23 protein-coding genes and 1 tRNA gene are annotated in these 25,109 nt (G+C 66.6%); 14 read left to right on the plus strand and 10 right to left on the minus strand.

Annotated elements, in window-relative coordinates:
- Nucleotides 1-90 precede the first annotated feature (90 nt).
- The gene (locus tag QOZ99_RS11525) at nt 91-846 is read right to left on the minus strand and encodes an SDR family NAD(P)-dependent oxidoreductase (protein ID WP_306890103.1); all 756 of its coding nucleotides are present in this window, start codon (nt 844-846) and stop codon (nt 91-93) included.
- A 133-nt stretch (nt 847-979) separates the two neighbouring features.
- On the opposite strand from QOZ99_RS11525, the gene QOZ99_RS11530 reads away from it, so the two are divergent.
- Nucleotides 980-1,867, plus strand: coding sequence for an AraC family transcriptional regulator (locus QOZ99_RS11530; RefSeq protein WP_306890104.1), 888 nt, complete (start codon nt 980-982; stop codon nt 1,865-1,867).
- A 15-nt stretch (nt 1,868-1,882) separates the two neighbouring features.
- Here the strand turns inward: QOZ99_RS11530 and QOZ99_RS11535 are convergent, their stop codons facing one another.
- Complete coding sequence (locus QOZ99_RS11535; protein ID WP_306890105.1) at nt 1,883-2,413, minus strand: pyridoxamine 5'-phosphate oxidase family protein; 531 nt, start codon at nt 2,411-2,413, stop codon at nt 1,883-1,885.
- Nucleotides 2,414-2,571: 158 nt separating this feature from the next.
- Here QOZ99_RS11535 and QOZ99_RS11540 point away from each other — a divergent pair, with 158 nt between their 5' ends.
- Nucleotides 2,572-3,684 (plus strand): site-2 protease family protein, encoded by a 1,113-nt coding sequence (locus QOZ99_RS11540; RefSeq protein WP_306890106.1) that lies wholly within the window; start codon nt 2,572-2,574, stop codon nt 3,682-3,684.
- A gap of 111 nt (nt 3,685-3,795) precedes the next feature.
- Here the strand turns inward: QOZ99_RS11540 and QOZ99_RS11545 are convergent, their stop codons facing one another.
- Complete coding sequence (locus QOZ99_RS11545; RefSeq protein WP_306890107.1) at nt 3,796-4,074, minus strand: hypothetical protein; 279 nt, start codon at nt 4,072-4,074, stop codon at nt 3,796-3,798.
- A gap of 243 nt (nt 4,075-4,317) precedes the next feature.
- Between QOZ99_RS11545 and QOZ99_RS11550 the strand changes: the two genes are divergently transcribed.
- The 3 genes from QOZ99_RS11550 to QOZ99_RS11560 all read left to right on the plus strand — a co-directional run bounded on the left by QOZ99_RS11550 (nt 4,318) and on the right by QOZ99_RS11560 (nt 7,220).
- Nucleotides 4,318-4,551, plus strand: a complete 234-nt coding sequence (locus tag QOZ99_RS11550; protein ID WP_306890108.1) for a hypothetical protein — start codon at nt 4,318-4,320, stop codon at nt 4,549-4,551.
- Between the two features lie 153 nt (nt 4,552-4,704).
- Nucleotides 4,705-6,531 (plus strand): translational GTPase TypA, encoded by a 1,827-nt coding sequence (gene typA / locus QOZ99_RS11555; RefSeq protein ID WP_306890109.1) that lies wholly within the window; start codon nt 4,705-4,707, stop codon nt 6,529-6,531.
- A gap of 179 nt (nt 6,532-6,710) precedes the next feature.
- Nucleotides 6,711-7,220: a GNAT family N-acetyltransferase gene (locus QOZ99_RS11560; RefSeq protein ID WP_183189111.1), complete on the plus strand. Its 510-nt coding sequence runs from the start codon at nt 6,711-6,713 to the stop codon at nt 7,218-7,220.
- A 41-nt stretch (nt 7,221-7,261) separates the two neighbouring features.
- On the opposite strand, the gene QOZ99_RS11565 is transcribed toward QOZ99_RS11560, so the two are convergent.
- Together QOZ99_RS11565 and QOZ99_RS11570 are read right to left on the minus strand one after the other, a co-directional pair.
- Nucleotides 7,262-7,591 (minus strand): DUF167 family protein, encoded by a 330-nt coding sequence (locus QOZ99_RS11565; RefSeq protein WP_306890110.1) that lies wholly within the window; start codon nt 7,589-7,591, stop codon nt 7,262-7,264.
- Nucleotides 7,588-7,872, minus strand: a complete 285-nt coding sequence (locus QOZ99_RS11570) for a YggT family protein (RefSeq protein ID WP_183189112.1) — start codon at nt 7,870-7,872, stop codon at nt 7,588-7,590. Before QOZ99_RS11570 ends, QOZ99_RS11565 begins: the two co-directional genes overlap by 4 nt.
- A gap of 172 nt (nt 7,873-8,044) precedes the next feature.
- Here QOZ99_RS11570 and QOZ99_RS11575 point away from each other — a divergent pair.
- A tRNA-Ala gene (locus QOZ99_RS11575) sits at nt 8,045-8,120 on the plus strand.
- A gap of 438 nt (nt 8,121-8,558) precedes the next feature.
- On the opposite strand, the gene QOZ99_RS11580 is transcribed toward QOZ99_RS11575, so the two are convergent.
- On the minus strand, nt 8,559-8,825 hold the full coding sequence (locus QOZ99_RS11580; protein ID WP_306890111.1) for a hypothetical protein: 267 nt from the start codon (nt 8,823-8,825) through the stop codon (nt 8,559-8,561).
- Between the two features lie 87 nt (nt 8,826-8,912).
- Complete coding sequence (ppk2, locus tag QOZ99_RS11585) at nt 8,913-10,061, minus strand: polyphosphate kinase 2 (protein WP_306890112.1); 1,149 nt, start codon at nt 10,059-10,061, stop codon at nt 8,913-8,915.
- Between the two features lie 386 nt (nt 10,062-10,447).
- Between ppk2 and rfbA the strand changes: the two genes are divergently transcribed.
- Together rfbA and QOZ99_RS11595 are read left to right on the plus strand one after the other, a co-directional pair.
- Complete coding sequence (gene rfbA, locus QOZ99_RS11590; protein ID WP_306890113.1) at nt 10,448-11,320, plus strand: glucose-1-phosphate thymidylyltransferase RfbA; 873 nt, start codon at nt 10,448-10,450, stop codon at nt 11,318-11,320.
- Nucleotides 11,321-11,458: 138 nt separating this feature from the next.
- On the plus strand, nt 11,459-12,958 hold the full coding sequence (locus QOZ99_RS11595) for a phosphomannomutase/phosphoglucomutase (RefSeq protein WP_306890114.1): 1,500 nt from the start codon (nt 11,459-11,461) through the stop codon (nt 12,956-12,958).
- A 70-nt stretch (nt 12,959-13,028) separates the two neighbouring features.
- On the opposite strand, the gene QOZ99_RS11600 is transcribed toward QOZ99_RS11595, so the two are convergent.
- Both QOZ99_RS11600 and QOZ99_RS11605 read right to left on the minus strand, forming a co-directional pair.
- Complete coding sequence (locus tag QOZ99_RS11600; protein ID WP_306890115.1) at nt 13,029-13,937, minus strand: glycosyltransferase family 2 protein; 909 nt, start codon at nt 13,935-13,937, stop codon at nt 13,029-13,031.
- Between the two features lie 2 nt (nt 13,938-13,939).
- Entirely contained in the window at nt 13,940-15,868 is a 1,929-nt protein-coding gene (locus tag QOZ99_RS11605) for a glycosyltransferase (RefSeq protein WP_306890116.1), read from the minus strand.
- Between the two features lie 592 nt (nt 15,869-16,460).
- Here QOZ99_RS11605 and gmd point away from each other — a divergent pair.
- The 6 genes from gmd (at nt 16,461) to QOZ99_RS11635 (ending at nt 23,464) form a co-directional block, all read left to right on the plus strand.
- The gene (gene gmd / locus QOZ99_RS11610) at nt 16,461-17,531 is read left to right on the plus strand and encodes a GDP-mannose 4,6-dehydratase (RefSeq protein ID WP_306890117.1); all 1,071 of its coding nucleotides are present in this window, start codon (nt 16,461-16,463) and stop codon (nt 17,529-17,531) included.
- 2 nt (nt 17,532-17,533) lie between these two features.
- On the plus strand, nt 17,534-18,466 hold the full coding sequence (gene fcl, locus QOZ99_RS11615; protein ID WP_306890118.1) for a GDP-L-fucose synthase: 933 nt from the start codon (nt 17,534-17,536) through the stop codon (nt 18,464-18,466).
- Entirely contained in the window at nt 18,456-19,733 is a 1,278-nt protein-coding gene (locus QOZ99_RS11620) for a WcaI family glycosyltransferase (protein ID WP_306890119.1), read from the plus strand. The genes fcl and QOZ99_RS11620 overlap by 11 nt, the downstream gene beginning before the upstream one ends.
- A gap of 302 nt (nt 19,734-20,035) precedes the next feature.
- The gene (locus QOZ99_RS11625) at nt 20,036-21,031 is read left to right on the plus strand and encodes a CgeB family protein (protein WP_306890120.1); all 996 of its coding nucleotides are present in this window, start codon (nt 20,036-20,038) and stop codon (nt 21,029-21,031) included.
- Between the two features lie 60 nt (nt 21,032-21,091).
- A complete protein-coding gene (locus QOZ99_RS11630; protein WP_306890121.1) occupies nt 21,092-22,372 on the plus strand; it encodes a hypothetical protein in 1,281 nt (426 codons plus the stop codon).
- Between the two features lie 147 nt (nt 22,373-22,519).
- The gene (locus QOZ99_RS11635; RefSeq protein ID WP_306890122.1) at nt 22,520-23,464 is read left to right on the plus strand and encodes a glycosyltransferase family 2 protein; all 945 of its coding nucleotides are present in this window, start codon (nt 22,520-22,522) and stop codon (nt 23,462-23,464) included.
- Between the two features lie 186 nt (nt 23,465-23,650).
- On the opposite strand, the gene QOZ99_RS11640 is transcribed toward QOZ99_RS11635, so the two are convergent.
- Entirely contained in the window at nt 23,651-25,102 is a 1,452-nt protein-coding gene (locus tag QOZ99_RS11640; RefSeq protein WP_306890123.1) for a polysaccharide pyruvyl transferase family protein, read from the minus strand.
- Between the last annotated feature and the right edge of the window lie 7 nt (nt 25,103-25,109).

Below are 25,109 nucleotides of genomic sequence, written 5' to 3' on the forward strand. Positions count from 1 at the left end.
CGCCCGGGTATGAGGTCGGAAGGCTCCGCCCCGGCCACGGCCGGGATAACGGTCCCTCAAGCGGGCAAACCGATTACCGAATCGACGCTCTCAGATCGCCTGGCCGCCCGACACCTCGATGCGCTGAGCTGTGACCCAGCGATTGTCCGGCGAGAGCAGGCTGGCGACCATCGGGCCGATATCGTCGGGCACGCCGACGCGCCCCAGCGCCGTGATGCCGGCGAGGTGCCTGTTGATCTCGGGATTGTCGCGCACCGCGCCGCCACCGAAATCGGTCTCGATCGCCCCCGGCGCCACCGTGTTGACCGCAATGCCGCGCGCGCCGAGCTCCTTCGCCATGTAGCGGGTGAGAACCTCCACCGCGCCCTTCATCGCGGAATAGGCGGCGTAGCCGGGATAGGCGAAGCGGGTCAGGCCCGAGGAGAAATTGACGATGCGCCCGCCATCGGCGATCACCGGCAGCAGCGTCTGGGTGAGGAAGAACACACCTTTGAAGTGCACGTCGACCAGCCGGTCGAACTGATCCTCGGGGGTTTCAGCGATCGGCGCGTGGTAGCCATGGCCGGCATTGTTGACGAGGTGGTCGAAGCTGTCGCGGCCGAAGGTCTCGCCGAGCGCGGTGCGCAGCCGGGCGGCGAAATCGGCAAAGCCCGCGACCTTGCCGGTGTCGAGCTGAAGGGCCACGGCCTTGCGGCCCAGCGCCTCGATCTCGGCGATGACGGCCTGCGCGTCCTCGCTGCGGCTGTGATAGGTGATGACGACATCGCCGCCACGACGGGCAACGCTGAGCGCGGTGTTGCGGCCGAGCCCGCGGCTGCCGCCGGTGATGAGGGTAATCGTGGTCATGGTCCGTCTCCTGTCATTGGGGCGAGCCAGATATGATGCGCGGCGCCGGCCTGCGGTTGCCGGATAGCGGCTAGTTCTTGCCTGATCCTCCGAAGGTGCTTTTCCTTCCGCCCCATCGGGTTAAGATGCCGGCATGACAACGCTGCTCGACATCATGGACCGGCACGGCCGGCTGCACGCGGATGCGAACGGCATCGCCGCGACCCCCATCCCCGGGCTCATGTTCTTTCGCGTCGCCGCGCCGTCGGGCGTCGCCCATGCCATTGCCCGACCGCTGGTCTGCCTGGTGGTGCAGGGGGCCAAGCAGGTGACGATGGGCACGCGCGAGTACGGCCTGCGCGCGGGCGACTCGCTGCTCATCACCGCCGATGTGCCGATCGTCAGCCAGATCATGCGGGCGAGCCACGCCGCGCCCTATGTCTCGCTGGTGCTTGAGCTTGACCTTGCGGTTGTCGCCGAACTCGTGCGGGAAATGGGGCCAGCGCTGGCGGGCGATGCCGATCCGGTGCGGGTCGACCCGACCGACGGAGAAGTCGCGGCAGCGGCGCTGCGGCTGCTCCAGTTGCTCGATCGTCCGGCGGCGCTGCCGGTACTGCAGGCGCCGCTCCTGCGCGAAATGCATTACTGGCTGCTCGCCGGCCGCCATGGGGCCGCGATTCGCCGCCTCGGCTGGCCGGATGGCCACGCCCAGCGCATCGGCCGCGCCGTGGCGCTGCTGCGCGCCGAGTTCGCCAGGCCGCTGCCCGTTCGCCGGTTGGCGGAGGCGGCCGGGATGAGCTCCTCCACCTTCCATCAGCATTTTCGCAGCGTCACGTCGCTATCCCCGCTCCAGTTCCAGAAGCAGTTGCGGCTGATCGAGGCGCGGCGGCTGATGGCGGCGCAGGGCGCTTCCGCCAGCGCCGCCGCCTTTGCCGTAGGCTATGAGAGCGTGCCACAATTCACCCGCGAGTATGGCCGCCTGTTCGGCGTCCCGCCGGTGCGTGACGCCAAGGCCGCGCGCGAGAGGGCGCGCGCGGCCTGATCGTCGCGACTGGGCTCAGTCCAGCGACACTTTCCGGTTTTCGCCGAGGTCGGTGGGGGAGCCGGTCAGTCGCGCGGCCATCATCTTGAGCGCGACGCCGATCGCGCCGGACGGGCCATCCCAGTATTCCGCCCGCTCCGGCAGGAACCGCACCACGCAGATATTGGGATCGGTCTTGCCGTTCGGCCAGAACGCCTTGTTCATGTCGGTCCACAGCTCGTCGATCTTGGCGCGGTCATCAGTGACTTCCGCCTGCCCGGAAACGGAGAGGTAATCGTTGCGGCCGGGATGGGCGAAGGTCAGCGCGGCCTGCGGGTCGTGCCGCATCTCCTCGTCCTTGTGACCGCGCCGGTCAGATAGGAACCAGATGCACCCCTCTTCCCGCGAAGGATGGGCATCCATCGGCCGCGCGCGCAGCGTCTCGCCCTCGCGCGTGACCAGCATGCAGATGCGGATGTCGTCCATCATCGCCCACGCCTTGTCGACGGCTTCGGTCGTCGTCCTGTCGCCGCTCATTCTGTCGTGGCTCATTCTGTCGTGGCTCATGGCAATCTCCTCTGTCGGGGAGGCAACCCGCCGGTCCCGCGCCGGGTTCCGTCGCATGACGCAAGGCATGATGGCTGGAGGGCGCATTGGCGGCGTTTACGGCGTGCGCCCGACGCCGGCGCGGGTCTATGCTGTCGCGCTGCGTGAAGGAGAAGCCCATGCCCTGGTCGCTCACCATCGGCACCGTCTACGGCACGGCGGTGCGCATCCATGTCACCTTCCTGCTGTTCTTGGTCTGGATCTGGGCCGCCTATTACCGGCAGGGCGGAAGCGGCGCCGCGTGGGAGGGCGTCACCTTCGTGGTGCTGCTGTTCCTGTGCGTGCTGCTGCACGAATTCGGCCACATCTTCGCGGCGCGCCGCTACGGGGTGAAGACGCCGGAAGTCACGCTTTGGCCGTTCGGCGGCATCGCGCGGCTGGAGCGCATCCCGGAGAAACCGTCGGAGGAACTGGTCGTCGCCATTGCCGGGCCGCTGGTGAACGTGGCGATCGCCGCCGTGCTGTTCCTCGTCCTCGGCGGCCATGTCGGGGTCGAGCACATCGAGAATATCGAAAACCCGCAGGTCAGCCTGCTGGCGAAGCTCGCCGCCGCCAATGTCTTCCTTGTGGTGTTCAACCTCATTCCCGCCTTTCCCATGGATGGCGGGCGGGTGCTGCGGGCGCTGCTCGCCATGCGGATGAGCCATGCGCAGGCCACGCAGACGGCGGCCTCGATCGGCCAGGCGCTGGCCATCGGGTTCGGGCTGCTCGGCATTTTCGGCAACCCGATGCTGATCATCATCGCCGTGTTCGTCTTCCTCGCGGCTTCCGGCGAGGCTGGCCAGGCGCAGATGAAGCAGGCGGCGCAGGGCCTGCTGGTTCAGGATGCGATGATCACGAAATTCGAGGCGCTGGGCCCGCAGGCGAGCGTGGGTGACGCCGCCGACGCGCTGATCCGCACCACGCAGAAGGAATTCCCCATTGTCGACGGCGCCGGCCACCTGCGCGGCGTGCTCACGCGCGACGCGATGATCCACGCGCTGCAGGCCAGGGGCCCGGCCTCCTCGGTGCTGGAGGCGATGCAGGGCGACATTCCCACCGTCGACACCCGCGCCCCGCTGGACCGTGCGCTCCGGCTCATCACCGAAAAAGGCGCGCCGGTGGTGGGCGTGGTGGATTCCACCGGCCTTCTGGTCGGCCTGCTGTCGCCGGAAAATGTCGGCGAGATGATGCTGCTGCGCGCGGCACAGCCGGATGGCCGCTTCGGGCCCTGGGCGAAGCGGCCGGTGTAAGCGGCGGGCCGGTTCGCGCCCTCCCGCCGGCAACGCCCGGCCTGCCGGCGGGAGGACGGGGCCGCGGGCGGAAGGACAGGGGCTGCCGGCGGAAGGACAGGGGCTGCGGGCTCAGTCGCCCTCCTTCACCCCGGTCATCGGCGTGAAGGAGGGCGGGTCGCTGGCCGGGAAACTGTCCTCCAGCATCTCGTCAATATCCGCCTCGCTGCGCTCGATCTTCTCGTCCGGCGGCGGCTCGTTGCCGGTCACGCCGCTGAAGGCGGGTGGGTCGCTGGCGGGAAAGCTCTCCTTGCCGGCCTCATCCACATCCCCGTCGACATAGGGAGCCGGGTCGGCCGGCGTGCCGCACGTGGATTTGCCGTTCTCCGGGCTGTCGCTCATCTGCGTCATCGGTTCCATCCCTTCTCGCTGTCCCTTCAGAACTGGTGAAACCGTGCCACCGCTTCAAGGGAGACCCTTGCGGCAAGGCATGGCCTTGTCCACGCGCGGAACCACCGCGCGGCCGGAGGCGTTGATCCCGGCAGGCGCGCCGCGGGTGGCTTCGCACGGGCGCGCCCCGCGAACCGGGGTCATGGCTTCGGCTACCGCCCCGTCGCTCGACAGGCGCGAAGCCTGAACCGAGGAGGAAGATGCATGACCCCCGATCATCCGCCGGTACGGCTGCAATACTGGCCGGCGTCCCATGCCGTCGACGCTCCCGATGCCTGGCCGGACAGCTATGAATTCGAGACCGTGGACGACGCGGTCGCCTTCGCCATGACCCAGTCGCCGGCGAACCGCGAACTTGCCTGGCTGCGCACGCCGGATGGCGCCATCCTCAAGCAGGCGCAGATTCGCCGGCTCTGGGAACTGCGCGAGACCCACTGAAGGGCGGCGATTTGCGCCGACCCTGCGGTAGATGCGCCCGATGAGCGATCAAATCGAGCGCCCTCATTGCCTTGGCGGGCATTCTCAGTATAGTGCGCCGCAAAATTCAGCGCGGGTCCGGAAGCCTTCGGGCCCGCTTTTTGGTGTTTTCATATGAAGCTGCGCAACATCGCCATCATCGCCCACGTCGACCACGGCAAGACCACGCTGGTGGACGAACTGCTCAAGCAGTCCGGATCCTACCGCGAGAACCAGCGCGTCGCCGAGCGTGTGATGGATTCGAACGATCTCGAAAAGGAGCGCGGCATCACCATCCTCGCCAAGGCCACCTCGGTGGTCTGGAAGGATACCCGCATCAACATCGTCGACACGCCCGGCCATGCCGATTTTGGCGGCGAGGTGGAGCGCATCCTCAACATGGTGGACGGCGCCATCGTGCTGGTCGACGCCGCCGAGGGCCCGATGCCGCAGACCAAGTTCGTGGTCGGCAAGGCGCTCAAGGTTGGCCTGCGTCCGATTGTCGCGATCAACAAGGTCGATCGCTCCGACGCCCGCTCGCAGGAAGTCATCAACGAGGTGTTCGACCTGTTCGCCGCGCTCGACGCGACCGACGAGCAGCTGGACTTCCCGATTCTTTACGGCTCGGGCCGCAATGGCTGGATGAACACCACCGCCGAGGGCTCGCAGGACGAGGGCATGGCCCCGCTGTTCGACCTCGTGCTGAAGCATGTGCCCGAGCCCACCGTCGATGACGGCCCGTTCCGCATGATCGGCACGCTGCTGGAAGCCAACCCCTTCCTCGGCCGCATGATCACCGGGCGCATCACCTCCGGCTCGATCAAGCCGAACCAGTCGATCAAGGTTCTGGCGCAGGACGGCTCGCTGGTCGAGCAGGGCCGCGTCTCCAAGATCCTCGCCTTCCGCGGCATCGAGCGCCAGCCGATCGAGGAAGGCGTGCAGGGCGACATCATCGCCATTGCCGGCCTTTCCAAGGGCACGGTGGCCGACACGTTCTGCGACCTCAGCGTCGACGCGCCGCTCAAGGCGCAGCCGATCGACCCGCCGACCGTCACCATGTCCTTCATCGTCAACGATTCGCCGCTCGCCGGCACCGAGGGCGACAAGGTGACGAGCCGCGTCATCCGCGACCGCCTGCTGCGCGAGGCCGAGGGCAACGTGGCGCTGAAGATCGAGGAATCCAGCGACAAGGATTCGTTCTTCGTGTCCGGCCGCGGCGAACTCCAACTCGCCGTGCTGATCGAGACCATGCGCCGCGAAGGCTTCGAGATCGCCGTCTCGCGTCCGCGCGTGGTGTTCACCAAGGATGAGAGCGGCGAGATCCTCGAGCCGATCGAGGAAGTGCTGATCGACGTCGACGAGGAATATTCCGGCGTGGTCGTGCAGAAAATGTCCGAGCGCCGCGCCGAGATGGTGGAGATGAAGCCCTCCGGCGGCACCCGCCAGCGCCTGGTGTTCTACGCGCCCACCCGTGGCCTCATCGGCTACCAGGGCGAACTGATGACCGACACGCGCGGCACCGCCATCATGAACCGGCTGTTCCACGCCTATCAGCCGCACCGGGGCGAAATTCCCGGCCGCCGCAACGGCGTGCTGATCTCGAATGAGGCCGGCGAGGCCGTGGCCTATGCGCTGTGGAACCTCGAGGATCGCGGCCCGATGATGATCGAGCCCGGCTGGAAGGTCTATCAGGGCATGATCATCGGCGAGCACAACCGCGAGAACGACCTTGAGGTCAATGTTCTCAAGGGCAAGAAGCTCACCAATATCCGCACCACCTCGAAGGACGAGGCGGTGCGCCTGACCCCGCCGATCCGCATGACGCTGGAGCGTTCGCTGGCCTGGATCCAGGACGACGAACTGGTCGAGGTCACGCCGAAGTCCATCCGCATCCGCAAGCGCTTCCTCGACCCGAACGAGCGCAAGCGCGAGGAGCGCCGCAAGGAATCCGAGGGCGTCTGACGCCCTCGGCCAAATGCCGGCCAAATACCGGCCAAGTGGCTTTCACGTGCCGTCCACGCACCGGCTATTTGCCGGCGGCGTGGCGGGGCGTGTCGTCTTGGCCACGCCGCGTTCAATCGAACGTGCATTTTGCAGAGAGGCTCTTGATCCGGGAGAGCGCATTTGCTCCCATCGGGATCATGAGCACGCTTCTCGTCGAGACGCGCCGGGCTCGCCCGGCTGACGCTGCCGACATAACCGACATCCATGATGCGGCATGGCGGGTGGCCTATCGCGGCCTCATTCCCGGTGCCGAGCTTGAGAAGATGATCCAGCGGCGTGGCCCGGTCTGGTGGGAAACCGCCTTGAAGCGGGGCTCGCGCGTCGTGGTGCTCACGCTCGGCGACACGGTCGCCGGCTATGCCAATCTCGGCCGCAACCGCGCGCGCGGCCTGCCCTATGAGGGCGAGATCTACGAACTCTATCTCCGGCCGGAATATCAGGGGCTGGGCTTTGGCCGCCGCCTGTTCGGCGACGCCCGCAAGGAACTGGCCGCCAGCGGCTTCGAAGGCCTCGCCGTCTGGGCGCTGGCCGGCAATGAACCGGCGCTCGGCTTCTACCGGGCGATGGGCGGCACGGGCGTTGCGCGCTCCTCCGAGACCTTTGGCGGGCGCATGCTGGAAAAGCTGGCCTTCGGCTGGAACGGCTGAGCCCGCTCCACGGGCCCTCGGGCGCGCCCCGGAGCGCCGCTCTAGCCGACCAGCGCCCCGAGCCGCGCGGCCACCTCGGCCGCATCACCCGTCAGCTTGAAGCTCTTGGTGCGCGAGGTCGCTCCCGACAGCAATTCGACGCGCGAGGGGGCGATGCCGCCGGCCTTGGCGAGCAGCCGGGCCAGCGCGGCATTCGCCTTGCCGTCCTCCGCCGCCACCGAGACGCGCGCCTTCACCGCCCGCCGCCCGTCGCCGAGTTCCACCAGCCCGTCAATCGCGTCCCGCCCGCCGCGCGGCGTGGCCCGCACGGTGACGACCAGCCCGTCCGCGACCGCCACCCAGGCGGGGGCAGGGGGCGGGTGCTGGCTCACCAGCCGGTCACGAGCTCGAAGACGAGATTGCGCACGAAGTAGAGGACGATGATGAGCACCACCGGCGAGATATCGATGCCGCCGAGATTGGGAAGGATGCGGCGAAGCGGCGCCAGCACCGGCTCTGTCACCCGCCAGAGAAATTCGCCAAGCGAGCGCACGACCTGATTGTGCGCGTTGACGACATTGAACGCCACCAGCCAGGACAGGATGGCCGAAGCAATCAGAATCCAGACATAAAGCGTGATGAGCGTGTCGAAAAGCCAGAGAAGCGAATACATCGCGAGCCTCGGAACGGGGGAGCCCGGCGGGGGCGCCCTTGCGTGCAACACCATGATGCTTAAAGGCGCCGCTGCATTGCGGCAACCCCGATTCACAGAACCGGTGGGGAGCGCGCGCAACGCGCCTTGACAGCGCCCATTGCGCGAACGTACAAGGCGCGGCCTGACGCGTGGGGCCGTAGCTCAGTTGGGAGAGCGCTGCAATCGCACTGCAGAGGTCAGGGGTTCAAATCCCCTCGGCTCCACCATTCAGGCATCCCAATCCGCTGAAAAGACGTTGCAAGTTCGGGCACCTCGCCCGGCGCGCGTTCGTGCCGTCTGGCCGCGCCATCGGATGGCGAGGGCGGGAGCGACCTGGATCATTCCGCGCGCGCGATCAGGCCGGTTGAACCGCCTACCCGTTTTGCGGCACGGCCGGCGCCTGCCGAATCCGTCCCGGCGGTCGCGCCGGAGGGGCGAATCATCGGCGGCAGGCGTGTCTCCGGCCGGCCTTTCGCGCGAACGGCCGGCGCGGCGCCGGTTCCCCGAATCGACCCTGCGCGCGGACCGTTCCCATGCCTCCGCCTCGCGCCTGGCGCCGTCCATCGGGACGCGGGGCGTCCTCCGTAGACATGTAGCCGGTGTGTCGGCGGGCGCCAAAGGCCGGGGGACGCAGCCTGGCGTGCGCCCGCAACCCGGCCGGTCCGTCAGGGCCGCGTGATCAGCGGTGGCCCGTTGCACGGCTCCTTGAGGCAGCTGGGCCACGGGATGCTCTGGCGGATGGCGGGCGGCAGCGGCGGGGCCGGGCTCCAGCCCGGCGGCGGCGGGGGCGCCTGCCGGGGTATGGGGGTCGTCACCGAGGGACGTTGCAGGATCGGGTTCTCGCGATACTGCGCGAGGGCGTCGCCCGCGCCCATGCTGACCAGCAGCGTGCCGGCGATCAGCGCGGCGATGACGTTGACGGTGTAGCGCATCGGCGATCCTCCGCATGTCCCATCCATGAACAAGGATGTCCGGGCGTCGCCTGTCAAGCGCCGTGCGCAGGCGTGCGGCCTCGCCCGCTACTCCGCCGAACTCCTGTGCTCGCCGCGCTCGTGAATGGAATTGGCCCGGCCCACCAGAAGCGTGTCCACCGGCCCGATGCGCGTGGCGTCCTTGTTGGTATAGGGCAGGGAATGCAGCACGTAGCGCATCGCATTGAGACGCGCGCGCTTCTTGTCGTCCGACTTGATGACCGTCCATGGCGAATCGGCCGTGTCGGTGTGGAAGAACATGGCCTCCTTGGCGCGGGTGTAGTCATCCCATTTGTCGAGCGAGGCGAGGTCCACCGGGGAGAGCTTCCAGTGCTTCAGCGGGTGCACCTCGCGCTCCTTGAACCGGCGCCGCTGCTCGTCGCGGCTGACCGAGAACCAGAACTTGAAGAGGTGGATGCCGCTGCGGGTGATATTGCGCTCGAATTCGGGAGCCTGCCGCAGGAACTCGCGATATTCGTCGTCGGTGCAGAAGCCCATCACCTTCTCCACCCCGGCGCGGTTGTACCAGCTGCGGTCGAACAGCACGATCTCGCCCGTGGTGGGCAGGTGCTGGACATAGCGCTGGAAATACCACTGGCCGCGCTCCACCTCGCTCGGCTTCTCCAGCGCGACGACGCGCGCGCCGCGCGGGTTGAGATGCTCCATGAAGCGCTTGATGGCGCCGCCCTTGCCGGCGGCGTCGCGGCCCTCGAACAGGATGATCACCCGCTGGCGCGCTTCCTTCACCCAGGATTGCAGCTTGAGAAGCTCGCTCTGCAGCACGAATTTCTCGCGCTCATAGTCCCGGCGCAGCATCTTGTACTTGAAGGGATAGCCGCCGAGCCGCCAGTCATCGGCCAGTTCGTCGCTGGTCGTGCTGGGACTGCCGGACTTCCGGGGCATGCCGAGCGACTTGCGCAGCCGCGCCGCGTCGTCGGGCGCGGCGCCGGCGATCAGCGCCTCCAGCCCCTCGCCGGATGAGCGGGAGCCGGCAAGCTCGGCGGCCACCGAGAGTTCCGCCTGCTGCGCCGCCTCCATCCTCTCATCGGCCAGCCCGCTCTCGACGGAAGGCTCGCGCGCGGAGAGAGCGGAGAGAACGGAGGGAGCGGATGCGGAAGCGGGAGCCGCTTCGGCGGTGGCGGGCTTGCCCGCGCGCTTGCCCGCCGGGCGGCGCCTGGGTCCGGTGTCGTCCGACATGGCTCGTCTCCTTCTCCGCCGCCGCGTTCGTCTCAGCCGTCGCGCCCGACCGGTGCCGCCACGGGATCTGGCAGGCTGAACACCCAGCTTGAAGGCGCGCCATGGGGTGAGTCAAATGCCTCCGGAGCGCCGATCGGGGCGGCAACTCGGCCGGCTGCGGCTTTCTGTTTCCCGCCCAAACGATGATATGTAGGCCGCGATCGAACGGGCGTCCCAGTCGCGGCGGATGGTATCTGCGATGCCCGCCAGATGAGGGAGATAGTCCAAAGTTACGGATAATATTGGAGAGAAGTCTCCGTGTTAAACGGTAGTTATATCAATATCGCTGCGGCGGGACGAGGCTCGCGAGCAAGAAACACCCCGTAATTTCAGTTGAGGATTGCCAAATGAAGGGTATTGTTCTGGCCGGTGGCGCGGGCACGCGCCTGCATCCGATGACGCTCGTGACCTCAAAGCAGCTGATGCCGGTATATGACAAGCCGATGATCTATTACCCGCTGTCAACGCTGATGCTGGCCGGAATTCGCGAGATCCTGCTGATCTCGACGCCGCATGACCTGCCGCACTTCCAGCGCCTGCTGGGGGATGGCGAGCAATGGGGCCTGTCGATCCGCTATGCCGAGCAGCCCCATCCCGGCGGACTGGCGCAGGCCTATACGATCGGCGCCGATTTCGTGGCCGGCGGCCCGTCGGCGCTGGTGCTGGGCGACAACATCTTCTACGGCGCGGGCCTCGGCACGCTGCTGGCGCGCGCATCCGACCGCACCTCCGGCGCCACGGTCTTCGCCTATCACGTGGTCGATCCCGAGCGTTACGGCGTGGTCGCGTTCAACGATGCGATGCAGGCGCTGTCGATTGAGGAAAAGCCCGCCGTGCCGAAGTCCAACTGGGCGGTGACGGGGCTTTATTTCTATGATTCCCGGGTCGTGGATATCGCGGCGAACCTCACGCCCTCCGCGCGTGGCGAACTGGAGATCACCGATGTCAACCGCGCCTATCTCGAGAGTGGCGACCTGAATGTCGAGCAGATGGGCCGTGGTTTTGCCTGGCTCGACACCGGCACGCCCGACAGCCTGCTGGAAGCCGCCGAATTCGTGCGCACGCTCGAAAAGCGCCAGGGCTTCAAGATCGCCTGCCCCGAGGAGATCGCCTACAAGCTCGGCTTCATCGACGCCGACCAGCTCGCGCGCCTCGCCTCCCAGCTGGGGAAGAGCAGCTATGGCGGCTATCTCAAGCAGCTTCTGGCCAGCGGCGCATGAGGTGCGGGCCAGCCGTGCGGTGCCCGGACCGGCAGGTCCATCCGGCTCTTGCCAGCCCGTTTTTCCCGGTCCGTTCGGTCCCGGTGCAATTCGCCGACGCCTGCGCGTCCATCGTCTGAAGAAGGGATGAGGTATTCGATGTTCCCCTTGCCTGAAGCCTCGCTGAAGCCGAACACCTACGCCTATGAGACCGTGCCGCTGGTGAAGCCGACCGGCTTTCGCGAATATGACGCGCGCTGGCTGTTCGGCAGCGAGCTGAACCTCATGGGTGTTCAGGCGCTCGGCCTCGGCCTCGGCACGCTGATCCATGAACTGGGCATCCGCCCCGAACTGGTGACGGGCCACGATTTCCGTGGCTATTCGTCGTCGATCAAGCAGGGACTGGTGCTCGGGCTCATGGCCGCCGGCATCAAGGTGCACGATATCGGCCTCGCCCTCTCGCCCATGGCCTATTTCGCGCAGTTCGCGCTGGATATTCCCTGCGTCGCCATGGTCACGGCCTCGCATAACGACAATGGCTGGACCGGCGTGAAGATGGGCGTGAACCGCCCGATGACCTTCGGCCCGGACGAGATGAGCCGCCTCAAGGAAATCGTGCTCTCGGGCGCCGGCATTCAGCGCGCGGGCGGCAGCTACACCTATGTCGAGAACTTCCCCGAGGTCTACATCAAGGACCTGACCGACCGGCCGAAGCTGAAGAATCCCATCAAGGCCGTGGTCGCCTGCGGCAATGGCACGGCGGGCGCCTTTGCCCCGCGTATCCTGGAGGCGCTCGGCGTCGAGGTGGTGCCGCTCGACACGGAGCTCGATCACAGCTTCCCCAAATACAACCCCAACCCGGAAGACATGGAAATGCTGCACGCCATGCGCGATGCGGTATTGGCCTCGGGGGCCGATGTCGGGCTCGGCTTCGACGGCGACGGCGATCGCTGCGGCGTGGTGGACGATCTGGGCGAGGAAATCTTCGCCGACAAGGTCGGCGTCATGCTGGCGCGCGATCTCTCCGCGCTCTATCCCGGCGCCACGTTCGTGGTCGACGTGAAGTCGACCGGCCTGTTCGTCACTGATCCAGTGCTGATCGCCAACGGCGTCAAGGCCGATTACTGGAAGACCGGCCATTCCTACATGAAGCGCCGCGTCAACGAGACCGGCGCGCTGGTCGGCTTCGAGAAGTCGGGGCACTATTTCTTCAACAAGCCGATCGGGCGCGGCTATGATGACGGCCTCGTCTCGGCCATCGCCATTCTCGACATGCTCGACCGCAATCCGGGCAGGAAGCTGTCCGAATTGAAGGACGCGCTGCCCAAGACCTGGTCCTCGCCGACCATGTCGCCGCACTGCGCCGATGAAACCAAATATGGCGTGGTCGACGCGGTCGTGAAGCATTTCGAGGCGATGGCGGCGCGCGGCGACACCATTGACGGCCAGAAGATCCGCGACCTCGTGACGGTGAACGGCGTGCGCGTCACCGTGGAAGACGGCTCCTGGGGGCTGGTTCGCGCCTCCTCCAACAAGCCGGAACTGGTGGTGGTGGTGGAAAGCCCGGTATCGGAAGGTCGCATGCGCGACATGTTCGCGCTGGTGGACGGCGTGCTGCGCACCCACCCCGAAGTCGGCGCCTATAATCAGAGCCTGTGAGGGCGACCCGCGCCGCGGCACCGGCTGCGGCGCGGGATCACTGGCGGGACATGCGGCGGGCGGCTCCGGCTCAGGAGAGGATGCCGTCCCGCTTCAGCATCTCGTAGGCGGTGAGGCCCTGTGCCTGCGCCCGGCGTTCCAGCTCCAGAAGCGAGGCGTCGACATAGGTGCGGTACCAGTAGGCTTGGAAGAAGTGGAAGAAGAAGCCCTCCTTCCCGTCCAGGAAGCCGCGGCCGATCACGTAGCGATAGACGAAATACAGCGAGGAGCGCAGCGCGGTGGGCAGCCGGTTGTAGATGCGCTCCTTGAGGAAGCGCTTGCGCCGGGCCGATCCGCTGAGATCGGCGGCCTTCTCCCGGCTCTCCCCGGCCGCGCGCGAGGCGATGATGTCGTAGGCCTCGCGCCGCGCATAGCCGATATGCTTGCCGGTCCACCAGGCGATGTCGTTCAGGTTGTGGTCGACGAGGTCGCCCGGCAGCGTCGCCGTGACGGGGGCCTCGACCAGGATGTGCTCGTCCATCCAGCGCTGCTCGATGCGCCCCGCGCCGCTGCGCCAGAGCCGCAGCATGAGCGCGGGGTAGAAGAAGCCATGGGTGATCGGCCGGTCGAGAAACACCACCTTGCGGCGAAAATAGACCGCGTTCACCGTGCCGGGGCGGGCGAGAAAGTCGCCGATCGCCTGCTGCAGCGCGGGCTCCAGATATTCGTCGGCATCGATGCGCATGGTCCAGCCGGTGGTGATGCCGGCATTGTCGAGGCCCCACTGGAACTGGGTGGCGTAGTTGCGCCACGGGTTGAGGAACACCTCGGCGCCGTGCGCGCGGGCGATCTCCGCCGTGTCGTCGGTGGAATGGCTGTCGATCACGCAGATGCGCGCGGCCACCGGGCGCAGGCTGTCGATGCAGCGGGCAATATGCTTCGCCTCGTTGAAGGTGAGGACGATGGCGGTGATCCCGCCGGGGCTGTCGTTCCGCGCCATGCTCAGCGCCTCCGGAAGGGTGTGCGGGGCTTCAGCGCCACGGCGGGGTTACCCGAATAGATGGTCCAGTCCTTGAGGTCGCGCAGGGCGACCCCGCGCGCGCCGAGCACCGCGCCTTCGCCCACGGTGACGCCGGGCCCCACGAAGGCCTCGGCGCAGATCCACGCGTCGTCATGGATGGTGATCGGCCGCACGCGCAGCTGGAAGTCGGAGCTCTGCACGTCATGGGTACCGCTGCACAGATGCGCGCGCTGCGAGACGACGACATGGTGGCCGATCCGCGTCGGCGCCATGCAATAGCAGATGACGCCCGGCCCCAGCGCCGAATAGGGCGCCATGTCGAGATTGGGCGGATACCAGATCCGCGCGCTGCCATAGACCTGCACGCCCTTGCCGATCCGCGCGCCGAACAGGCGCAGCAGCATGGCGCGCCAGCGCCGCAGCGGCGGCGGCGTCCAGGAGGCGAGCAGTGCCCAGGTGATCTGCCACACCGCCCGCAGCAGCCGGTGCTTCAGCGGGAAGCTCGGGGCGCCCTCGAACGTGGCGGTGCTGTTCGCCGCCAGCGGGCCGTCGGCGGAGGGCGCGGCGGAGGACGCGGGAGAGAGCGAGGGCGTCGCCATGGCATCCATCGGCGCCGGCATGGCGGGCACGTCCTCGTGCAGTCCCGCCTCGTGCAGTCCCGCCTCGGGCAATCCCACCTCGGTGAATCTCTCTTGGGTCGGGCGCGCGTCGCCGCGATAGGTGGCGACCAGCGCGCTCACCACGGCGTCCTGCGAGAACACTTCGCGGTGCAGTTGCCGGGCGTTTTCCACCATGGCTTCCACCCGCGCCTGCGGCCAGGCGCCGAAATCGGCGATCTCCCGTTCCAGCGCGGCGGCGTCGGGGCTGATGGCCAGCGCGGCGCCGCGCTCGAAGCCGATGCCGAGATTGCAGGCCGGTGTCATCAGCACCGGCAGCCCGGCGGCCCAGGCCTCCAGCACGGTCATCGGCAGGCCCTCGCTCTTGGAGGGCAGCAGCAGCGCGTGCGCGCCGGCCAGCGAGCGGGCCTTGCCGTCGCCATATTGCGGGCCGGCATAGGTGACGTTGCCGAAGCGCGCGGCGAGCGCCTCGATCCGCCCGGCGAAATCGGGCGAGCCATCGACCCAGCCGCAGAACACCAGCTGGTTGCCGCCCGCGAAATCGGCGCTTCCCGCGCTCAGCGACTCCCAGGCGTCGCACAATTCGCGCCAGCCCTTCTTTTCGTGGATGCGGCCGAAGAACAGATGGACGCGCCGCCCCTCCATGGCCGGCTGCCACCAGTCCGGCCGCAGCTCGACCACGGGCGCGGGGGGCACGAAATTCGGCACGACGACGCAGGAGGCTGCCGTGCCGAGCGCCGCCTCGACATCGGCGCGCTCTTTCACGGTCAGCACCTGGATCGCGTCGGCCTTGCGCAGGAACCGGTCCTGATAGAGCGCGGAGACCGTCGCCTTCAGCCGGCGCGAGCGGGCCATGATCCAGGCCTCCAGCATGCCGTGCGGCGTCACCACCACGCGCTGGCCGCGCCATCGGCTTTTCGACAGATGCGCGCACAGGTCATGAAACATCCACACGCCATGCACATGCAGCACATCCGCCCGGCGCCGCAGGAGGAAGGCGAGCATGCCGGGCGAGAAGCCGAAATTGCTCGGCCCATGGGAGCGGAAGGCGTGGATCGGCACGTCCGGCCAGCCGGGACGGTCGGCCGCGAAATGTTCGCTTTCCAGCGTCACCACCTCCAGCGCGATATCGGGCCGGCGCGCCAGCGCATGGGCGAGAAGGCGCGCGGATTCCGAAACGCCGCCGGCGCTGCGGCAGATGGCCGGCAGCACGAGGAAGATGCGCGTCGGCGGCATGTCGGGTTGCGCGCCGGCGCCCGTGGCGCGGCCCTCAGCGTTCATCATCGTGGACATGTTGTCTCGAAGGCAAGGGCGGATTCGCAAGGGAGGATGGCGGGAACTGATGGATACCACGCCCGCCGCCCGGGGGAAGGCGCCGCGCGCCACAATCGTGGCTCGGGCAAAATCCGGGATCGAGCATGACGGAAGCGGAATCATCGCAGGGCGCGCATGGTGACAGCGGATGTGCGGCCGATTAGAGTGCACCGCAATAAGTGCTTCGGGGGCTGAAGCGCCGAGATTGCAAGGGCCGATTCGACGTTCGCGGCATGTCTGCCGCCTGCGTGGGCAAGGCGTGTTTGGGCGCTATGGCCATGTGGGCCGGTGGGGACGAGTTGACGTTTGCGGTGTGGTGGCGCGGCCGGGCTGTGTCGTGCGGGGCGGGACGGGGCGAGGATGCCGGTTTGACGGCCTCGTGGCTGCGCGCGCGCCGGCCCGCCGGGCTCGCTTTCGACCGGCCTTCCCCCACGGCCTGCGTCCATCCCGCCCGGTCGGCCGTCCCGTCTCCGGCCTCGTCTTCCGCCCCGTCTTCCGCCCTCTTGGCCTCGTTCGTTTCCGCCACCCTGCCCAACTTCCCTCTGCACCGCGTCAAGGACTGCGTACAAAGATGACTTCGACCCGTAAGGTTGCCCTGATCACCGGCGTCACCGGGCAGGACGGCGCCTATCTTGCGCAGCTTCTGATCGACAAGGGCTATCTGGTCCACGGCGTGAAGCGGCGCTCATCCTCCTTCAACACCGGACGCATCGAGAATATCTATCAGGATCCGCACGAGACGGATCCGCGCTTCATCCTGCATTACGGCGACATGACCGATGCGACCAACCTGATCCGCATCGTGCAGGAGACGCAGCCCGACGAGATCTACAATCTCGCCGCGCAGTCGCATGTGCAGGTGTCGTTCGAAACGCCGGAATATACCGCCAATGCCGACGGCATCGGCACGCTGCGCCTGCTGGAGGCGATCCGCATTCTCGGCCTCGAGAAGAAGACCCGCTTCTACCAGGCCTCGACCTCCGAGCTCTACGGCCTCGTGCAGGAAGTGCCGCAGTCGGAGACGACGCCGTTCTATCCGCGCTCGCCCTATGCGGCGGCCAAGCTCTATGCCTACTGGATCGTGGTGAACTACCGCGAGGCCTATGGCCTGTATGCCGCCAACGGCATCCTGTTCAATCATGAGAGCCCGCTGCGCGGCGAGACCTTCGTCACCCGCAAGATCACCCGCGCCGCCGCCGCCATCAAGCTGGGCAAGCAGGAAAAGCTCTATCTCGGCAATCTCGACGCCAAGCGCGACTGGGGCCATGCCCGCGAATATGTGCGCGGCATGTGGCTGATCCTGCAGCAGGACGTGCCCGAGGATTTCGTGCTCGCCACCGGCGAAACGACGGAAGTGCGCCAGTTCGTGAGCTGGGCCTTCGAGGATGTCGGCATCACGCTGGAATGGCGCGGCAGCGGCGTCGAGGAAAAGGGCTATGACACGGCCACCGGCCGTGTGCTGGTCGAGGTCGATCCGCGTTATTTCCGCCCGACCGAGGTGGACCTGCTGATCGGCGACCCGCGCAAGGCGCACGAGAAGCTGGGCTGGAAGCACGACACGTCGGTGCGCGAACTCTGCCGCGAGATGGTGGTCGAGGACCTCCGGGTCATGCAGACCTCGACCATCATGAAGGAGGCCTGATCGTGTACGATCTGGCCGGCAAGAAGGTCTTCGTGGCCGGGCATCGCGGCATGGTCGGCTCGGCGGTGGTGCGCCGCCTCGCCTCGGAGGGCTGCGAGGTCATCACCGCCACCCGCGCGGAGGCGGACCTGAAGAACCAGGCTGCGGTCGAGGCCTTCATGGCACGGGCGCGGCCGGACGTCGTGGTGATCGCCGCCGCCAAGGTCGGCGGCATCCTCGCCAACGACACGTTTCCCGCCGATTTTCTCTACGACAACCTGATGATCGAGGCGAACCTCATTGCCGCCGCGCATAATGTCGGCGTGGGCAAGCTGCTTTTTCTCGGCTCCTCCTGCATCTATCCGAAATTCGCGGAACAGCCGATATCCGAGGATTCGCTGCTCACCGGCCCGCTGGAGCCGACCAATGAGTGGTACGCGATCGCCAAGATCGCCGGCATCAAGCTGGCGCAGGCCTATCGTCGCCAGCACGGGCACGACTACATCAGCGCCATGCCGACCAATCTCTACGGGCCGGGCGACAATTTCGACCTCAATTCCAGCCATGTGATGCCGGCGCTGATCCGCAAGGCGCATGAGGCGAAGCTGCGCGGCGACCGCGAAGTCGTCGTCTGGGGCACCGGCACGCCGCGCCGCGAGTTCCTGCACTGCGACGACTGCGCCGACGCGCTGGTCTTCCTGCTCAAGAACTATTCCGGCTACGAGCACGTCAATGTCGGCTCCGGCGAGGATGTCACCATTCTCGAACTCACCCGCCTCGTCTGCGAGGTGGTGGGCTTCGAAGGCGAGATCGTGCATGACCTCACCAAGCCGGACGGCACGCCGCGCAAGCTGATGAGCGCGGACAAGCTGCGCGCGCTCGGCTGGGCGCCGCGCATCGGCCTGAAGCAGGGCCTCGCCGAGACCTATGAGTGGTTCAAGGCCCATGCCGCCTGAACCTTCCGCCCTTGATGCGGGGACGCCCGCCGCCCCGCGCGCGCTGCGGATTCTCATCCTCGGCCTCAACTACGCGCCCGACATGGTCGGTATCGCGGTCTATACCAGCGATCTCGCCGAGCATCTGGTGCGCGGCGGCCATGTGGTCGAGGTGGTGGCCGGCAAGCCTTATTACCCCGCCTGGCGCGTGCCGGCGGCCTTTCGCGGCGGCTGGCGACGGCGCACGCGCGAGAACGGCGTCGCGCTGACCCGCGTCGCCCATTACGTGCCGGCGAAGCCCACCGGAGCCCGCCGCATCCTGCACCATGCCAGCTTTGCCGCGTCGAGCCTCGTTCCCGCGCTGTCGGCCGCGCGGCGGATGCGGCCGGACGTGGTGATCCAGATCTCGCCCTCGCTGATCGCCGCGCCGGTCGCGCGGCTTGCCGCCTCTGTGGGCGGCGCACGCTCCTGGCTGCACATCCAGGATTTCGAGGTCGAGGCGGCCATCGCCACCGGGCTGGTCAAGGGCGGCACGGCGCTGAAGCTGGCGCTGGCCTTCGAGCACCGCGTGCTCTCCTGGTTCGATCGCGTAAGTTCGATCTCGCCCGCCATGTGCCGCAAATGCCGCGAGAAGGGCGTGCCGGCGGACCACGTCGTCGAGTTCCGCAACTGGGCGGACATTGACAGCGTGACCCCGCGTAGGGAGCCCTCGACCTATGCGGGGGAATGGGACGTGACCACGCCCCATGTCGCGCTCTATTCCGGCAACATCGCCAACAAGCAGGGCATCGAGATCGTGCTGGAGGCCGCGCGTCGGCTCGGCCATCGCCGCGACCTGACCTTCGTCATCTGCGGCGAGGGGCCAAACCGCGCCAATCTCGAAGCGCAGGCAGGGGATCTCGCCAATATCCGCTTCCATGATCTGCAGCCGAAGGAGCGGCTCGGCGACCTGCTCTCCCTCGCCAGCGTTCACCTGCTGCCGCAGGCGGCGGGAGCGGCCGATCTGGTGCTGCCCTCCAAGCTGACCAACATGCTCGCCTCGGGCCGCCCTGTCGTGGCGACGGCGGCGGCCGGAACCGGCCTTGCGGACGAGGTGGAAGGCTGCGGCATCGTGGTGCCGCCGGAAGATGGCGCCGCGTTCGCCGCCGCGATCGAGCAACTTCTCGACGATGCGCCGTCCCGCACCCGCCTGGGCGTTGCCGCGCGCCGGCGGGCGGAGACGCGCTGGGCGCGCGATGCCATCATCGGCGGCCTGGTCGGAGAACTCGGTCGGCTGACGCGGGGCTAGAGCATTTTCCGCGAAAGTTGATCAACTTTAGCGGTTCGAAAACGCTCAAGCCTGATGAACCGAGAGCGCTTTCGGGCGACGTGGATGCCGGGCGCGCGAAAGCGCGCCGGGAGGAATACCGGGAGCATTTTCGGTGAACCCATGTTCGCCGAAACGGCACCGGGTCGTCGGTCCGGCTGGACCGGGACATATCGAGCGCAAGGCCTGGGTCGCCTCGGCATTGCATGATTTCTGTCGGGTGCGACACGCGCGAACGGGCCATGCGGATTCTGTATATTGGAAGTGCCAGCGGCATATCGCTCATGATGCGGAACGCGCTCGTGCGTCTGGGGCACGCGGTGGTGGGCGTCGACCCCTATGAGGTCCTGCGGAGCAACCGGCTGCTGAACATCTGGTCCTGGCATTCCGGCGCGCTGGGCACCGCCTTTCTGGCGGAGCGGCATATTCGCCGCAGCGTCGGCGACCAGTTTTTCGATCTTGCCGTGGTCGACAATGGCGAGTTGCTGCCGCCCGGGGCCGTCGAATTCCTGCGCGCACGCGCCGGGCGGGTGGCGCTGTTCAACGGCGACAATCCCTTTGTCGGACGGGACGGCCGGCGCTGGCGCACGCTGCTGGCGGCGCTGCCGCATTACGACCTGTTCGTCACCGCCCGCCAGTCCACCGCCGACGTGGCGCCGTCCCATGGCGCGCGGCGGGTTCTCCGGGTCAATTTCTTCGCCGATGAGGTGCTGCACCGGCCGGCCCCGCCGAGCGAGGAGGAGCGCGCGCTCTATGGCTCGCCGGTGTCCTTTGTCGGCACCTGGTTTCCCGAGCGGGGCCCCTTCATGGAGACGCTGCTGCGCCGCGGCGTGCCGTTGAAGATCATCGGCCCGCGCTGGAACAAGGCAGCCAACCATGACGCCATCCGGCACGCGGTGCTGCCCGGCTATCTCAACCCGAAGCAATATTCCGCGGCGGTGCGCAGCAGCGCCATCGCCATCGCCATGCTGTCCAAGGGCAATGAGGACCTCCACACCTCCCGCTCGGCGGAAATCCCCGCGATGGGCATCCTCATGTGCGCCGAGCGGACCTCCGAACATCTGCAGATGTATCGCGAGGGCGAGGAGGCGGTGTTCTGGTCATCCGCCGACGAGTGCGCCGACATCTGTCTCGGCCTGCTGGCCGATCCGGACCGTATTGCCCGCATCGCCGAAGCAGGCCACAAGCGTGTGCAGACGAACGATACCTGGACCGGCCGGACGATGGAGCGCATCGTGAGGGAAGCCGTCGAAACCGGCGATGGCGTGCATGGGGCGTGACAGGCAGTTCCTGCCGCGCGCCCTCGTGCGACGCGATGCCGGGATCGTCAGGGAAATCCGATGCTGTTCTATCTGATCCTATTCGTCGAACTGATCATGCTCGCCGAGTTGATGGTGCGCATCCGCCTGTTGACGTCCGCTCATCTCATTCTGATGTATATTATCCTGTCCCAGATCGTTTTCTGGTCGGCGGACTGGCTTGGCTACCAGGAACTTGTCGATGGGCTTCCGTCGTCATTTCTCTATTTTACGACAGAAGGTGTTCTGTTTTATTTTGCGTTTTTTATATTGTTTTATCTATCGACGGTCGGAATAAAGATAAGGAATATAACAAAAATCGTTGACGATCTCAGAAACTCCATAAACTCAGCTAGAAATATTCAATATTACATATTTGTATTTTGTGTATCCATCATATTGATAGACTTGTTTGCTATAGACAAGGATGTTTTGTGGAGAAATTATCGGTATTTATTTATCGGCGGCGGAGAGTCTCTTATTTATTCGAATCCGATCACGCGGATCGCCCATTCGACAACGCCGATCATCGCGATCGTCTCGGTTTTCGGCTTCTTCTCCAACCTGTTCGGCCGGAATTTCCGCTGGGCGATGCTGTGGTTCGCCCCTGCGCTATGGATGATCGCCTATGCCACGGCGTCGGCGTCGCGCCTGTCCGCCATGCTGATGTTCGTGCCGATCGTGCTCGGCATCGTGATGCTGCGCCGCGGCCGCCTGCTCGTGGGCATCGTGTTCGGCCTGGCGGCTGTCGTGGAGCTGGGGGCGGCCCTGTGGGGCCGAGGCAATCTCGAATTCGGCATCTCCGCCATCCCGACCATGCTCGGCGGGGCTCTGTCGGAAGGGCTCGATCTCAGCGATTACAGCCTCAATCTCTTCCAGGGAATTTTCGTGACCAGCGATTCCCTGATGATCGGCGGAAACTTCTCGGATCGGTACAGCCTTCTGTCGATGTCGCCTTTCCCCTCCTTCATCGACGGCTTCAACAACATTCTCGAATCGGATCAGATCCGGCTTCATCTGTTCGTGCCGATGAGCGCCCTGGCCGAGGTGATCCTGTTCGGATGGCCGTATGCCGTGGTTTTCTTCGGGATCTTTGCCTATACCGTGCGGCTGTCGATCCGGCTCTCGCGAAAAAACGGCGTGCTCTACATTCTCTTTACGCCCTATGTGTTCCTCCTGTTCGTCATCGCCAATGCCTATCCGACGCGGAACGTGTTCCGGCAGTTGGTCTATGTGCTGATCCTCTCGGTGATCGCCAGCATGGTCGTGGGCTGGCTGGGGCGCAGGAAGCAGGCCGCGCCGGGGGCCCTGCGGCGGGGGTGACGCGGGTTGGCATGCGTCGCCGGAGCGGCGTCGTGAAGGTGAGGCGTCGCCGAGGCCTGGCGGTTGAAATGGGTGGAAGCCGCGCATGAGGGCGGGCCTGTTGAGGCGGCATCAGGGGCATCGGTTCGGTCGATGAGGGAAACGGGAATGTGCTCAGTCAGCGTCATCGTGGCGGCCTATAACTCGACGCGGACGATCCAGCGGGCCATTGACAGTGCCCTCGGTCAGTCGATGTCCGATCTGGAGATCCTCATTGTCGACGACTGCTCGACGGACGGCACGGCCGATCTGGTGCGGTCTCTCTATGGCGCCGAGCCGCGCGTGAAGCTGTTGTCCTGCGCCCGCAATGGCGGGCCGTCGCGGGCGCGCAACCTGGCGCTGGACGCTGCCTCCGGCGAATGGGTGGCGGTGCTGGATGCCGATGACCTGTGGCTGCCGGACCGGCTGGAGACCCTGCTGAGCCGTCGCGAAGTCGCGGACTTCATTGCCGATGGCATCGTCTCCTACGATGCCATCGCGGAGCGGCAGACGGGCCCGTTCTTCCTCGTCGACATTGCCGGAGCGCTCGATTTCGGCCGGTTCATCTCCCCGAAGACCAAGGCGGACCTGGGAAACCTCAAGCCCATCCTGCGCCGATCCTTTCTCAACCGACATGGGCTCCGCTATGACGAGCATCTTCGCTACGCGGAGGATTTCGTTCTCTACGCGCGGCTCCTGTGCCTGCGGGCACGCGCCTGCATCCTGCCCTATGCCGGATACGTCTACACGAGCCCGATCGGCCGGCTCACCCGGACGACCTCTCCCGACACGCGGACCACGCCGAGCATCGAGCCGTTCCTGAACGAATTGTCCGAACTGGGCCGCCGCTTCAGCACGACACTGACCGGCGAGGAAAAACGCCAGCTGGAACGCCGGATCCGGCACTTCCGCGCGGAGGTGAAGGCAAGGCCCTTCGCCCTGGCCTATCGGCGCCGCGATTTTGTCGCCATGTTCGGTCTTCTGGTGAAAAATCCGGTTCTGGTCGTCCGCTCCACCATCGACTATTTCCAGTCCTCGGCGAAAATCAAAAAGATCCTCAGCGAGCTGGAATAGATTCGCCGCGCGAGTTCGGGCTCAACCATAGGGGCTCGTCCATAGGGGCTCGGCCATATGGGTTCGGCCATATGGGTTCGGCTATGTCTGGTGGAGCCGGCGCTCCACCAGACCGGGGGCGTCGCGCCTGCGCGCCACCGCAAGCCCGCTCCAGCGGGAAGACCGTCGCCGCCGCCGGAATGAGGCTCAGGCGCGCGTGAGCGCCTCGCGCAGGAACGCATCGGACGATTGCCGCAGCGCGGCGAGCTTTTCCCGCACCGGGCCGTAGTCGATCGGCGTTCGCGCGAGGTCGCGGGCCCGATCCGGGTCGCCCTCGACCAGCAGGCGGTCCATCAGCCCCAATTGGCCGAGCAGCGAGGTGAAGCGATCGCCGCCGCGCTCGCGGTTCATCATCGACACGAAGTTCTTTTCGAACAGGATCGCGAAGACCGTGCCGTGGAAGGAATCGGTGAGGATGTAATCCGCATCCATGAAATCCCGCAGCCAGCTCGGCACATCCCGCACCTTGCGGCCGGCATCCGTGGTCAGCAGGCTGAACGTGTGATTGGGCCCGAGCGCCTCGGCAATATCGGTCCGCACGCGGATCGTGTGGGGCGTGGGGTCGAGCAGATATTCCAGAAACAGCTTGCCACGCCGCTGCACATGCGGCGCAGCGATGGCCTTGAACAGCGCGGGGTCGACGAGCAGCGTCGGGTCAAGCACGGTTCGCGCATCCGAGCGCCCGAATTCGGACCGGCAGATCGACACGCCGGACATTTCGCGAACCGAAACCGCGTCGAACTGCGCGAGGAGGGGAGCCACCCGCGGCGTCATCTCAGGGAACTGCCAATCCCCCCGGCCGAACGAGGCGGCATAGGAAATCTTGCGGATGCCGGGCGATGTGGCGAAGCCGAGGAAATAGTCCTCGACCGCGCGATTGGGTAAATAGTCGGCGCGCCAGACCTGATCGCTGCCGACCACGACCGCGTCCAATTCAAGAGCCTCCGTGGCCGCGGCGAGCGCCTCGGAACTGTAGAGCGGGCCGGATGTGCGGGGCATCTGGGCACGCAGGAACGGGCGGTGCGCCAAGGCGCGCCGGTCAAGGGCGGCGGCCCGGCTGAAATACGCGACCCGTCGCATGAGCCCGCCCATGCCGGACGACGCACGCTCCGTCCAGGGTTCCAGCGTCTGGCTCAGCGACAGAATGCCGGGCAGGCTGCGGGCGACCGCGAGGGTGGTGCGGCGACCCCGCTTCATCGTCGCCGATCTTTCCAGCAGAATGACCTCGTGGCCGCTCCGGGACAGGTGGTGGTAAAGGGACACTGCCTGCAGCATGCCGCCATAATTGATGCTCAGGGGAAGCGTCAGTAGTCCGATGCGTTGAGCCACGGGGCCCGATCCTGTCGTGTTGAGCGTGGGGGTATGATGTGGAAGGATAAAGGATCGGGTCCGCGGATCATAGGTGGCGCGCGCGCGATGGACCGCCGCATTCACCGCCCGCGGTTTCATTTTCGGCACTCGGATAGCCGCGACATGGCGTGGGATCGCGGACGTTTCGGCAGGGAACCATCCCGAATGGTCCTTGGCTGAAAAGCCAATCCCGCAATGGACGATGGGCGCTGCCGCGCCACCATTGCCAAGCCCGGCAGACCCCCGCATAAGGCGG

This window comes from Ancylobacter amanitiformis (assembly GCF_030814815.1).
Taxonomy (GTDB): Bacteria; Pseudomonadota; Alphaproteobacteria; order Rhizobiales; family Xanthobacteraceae; genus Ancylobacter; species Ancylobacter amanitiformis.